Source organism: Bartonella sp. CB10SXKL (genome assembly GCF_042195515.1).
Taxonomy (GTDB): Bacteria; Pseudomonadota; Alphaproteobacteria; order Rhizobiales; family Rhizobiaceae; genus Bartonella.
The window spans coordinates 1-1,534 of sequence record NZ_JBHION010000070.1 but is presented as its reverse complement, the minus strand read 5'-3'; the positions used below and the strand labels follow the sequence as shown (position 1 = coordinate 1,534).

Genomic DNA, 1,534 nt, shown 5'->3' with positions numbered 1-1,534 from the left:
CGCAACAAAATCCCTTCTCCAGGACGCCAACTCTCTAGCTGATAAGGACCAACACAAGCAGAATGACTTGCCAAATAACGGTTTCCCATATCACCATTTTTTTCGTGTTTCATGAGTGTCTCACGATCAAGCAAAGCAAGAGTACGACTAGTGGCAAAATGGCTAAGAATAAGCTCTGCTGGATAAGGTTTATCAAATTTCATCACCACCGTTTTGTCATCCGGTGCTTGAAAAGCCTCATCAACGTTTTGTTCTGTAATCCCATATTCATTAAATGTTGCCGCAGTAGCCATCTTCAATTGAACAACCCGCTTCATGCTCCAAATCAGATCATTGGCATTCGCAGGACGACCATCGTTGAACTTCAAACCATCACGCAAATGAAAAGTAATCACAGTACTCTGATCATCACTTGAAACATCCCAACTCTTTGCTAACGAAGGAACCATTTTAGCAGCATCATCTGTAGCAGAAACGACTAAATTATCACAAACATTGACAAGAACTTCATTACCATAACGATCATTGATTTGTGCGGGATCAAATGTACTTATTGTATCAAGATTCCAAGCCATCACAAGCGTATCAGCAGGTGTTTTCGCTGAAACTTGTTGCACAAACATCCCCATTGCAAGAACAGCAGAAACAAAAGAACTGCCCTTTTTCAATATTTTTCTTTTCACGTTCATAGAATTTTCCTTTTAAGGTTTAAGGTTATTGTATAACTTCCCCATGTGACAACATGCAAAAATGATAAGATCATGCTTAGAAAACACGCCTCCTAGAGGTAAAACATCAAAACTTCCAAGAGCAGCAACCACTTTTCAAAAGCTCATCCCCCCGAACACGTATAGGACAAATGAACATATGCAACGCAAAACGATCTGATTAAAATAAAGCTATCACGCACGATAGCACGCGACATCACGGCACTTACAATTCAGAGCATATCAGGCCAAAATTCTTCTTTGCTTCATCAAAAAGATTTCTTCTTCAAGTTTCTTCTTGCTATTTTCTAAAAAGTATCATCAAAGCGCTACTCTAATTGCTTCAAAAACCTCAAGACAATTTAATATTTTGATGATTCTGAATAAATTTTTTAGTAACCACTTTCACCCTTTTTCAGAAGAAAATTCGAACTTTATTATAACTCCGTATCAAATAACAGCTTCGAACCTATAGATTATCATATTTTAAGTCATAAGGAGTGTACTGAGGTATAAGAAGAGTAGCGTGATGTTTCCCCACGTATCTGCATAAAATAGTTTTTTCACTAAAACATTTTAAAGTCCCCCATTTTTTCAGAAACACTAAATTTTGCTTTATTCGTTACACCTGTCTTTTGCAACAAACAAATTTATTACTTTTTTATACACATAAATTGAAATATAAAATATTAATATCTATACACGTAGAATTTATCGAGATAAATAACCTTTCTTCCCAATAGAATGTTTTGAAATAAAATTCTCTACACAACATAGAAATCCATTCCCGATAAAATTCAACGTATTGCAAAGTGTTAAAGAGCTTT

General features: G+C 35.7%; 1 protein-coding gene. It reads right to left on the bottom strand.

The genetic code is table 11. The annotated features are described in order from the left end of the window. Positions 1–689, bottom strand: a 689-nt coding sequence (locus ACFIK3_RS09440; protein WP_375676615.1) for an ABC transporter substrate-binding protein, incomplete at its 3' end; no start/stop codon positions are given. Positions 690–1,534 lie beyond the last annotated feature (845 nt).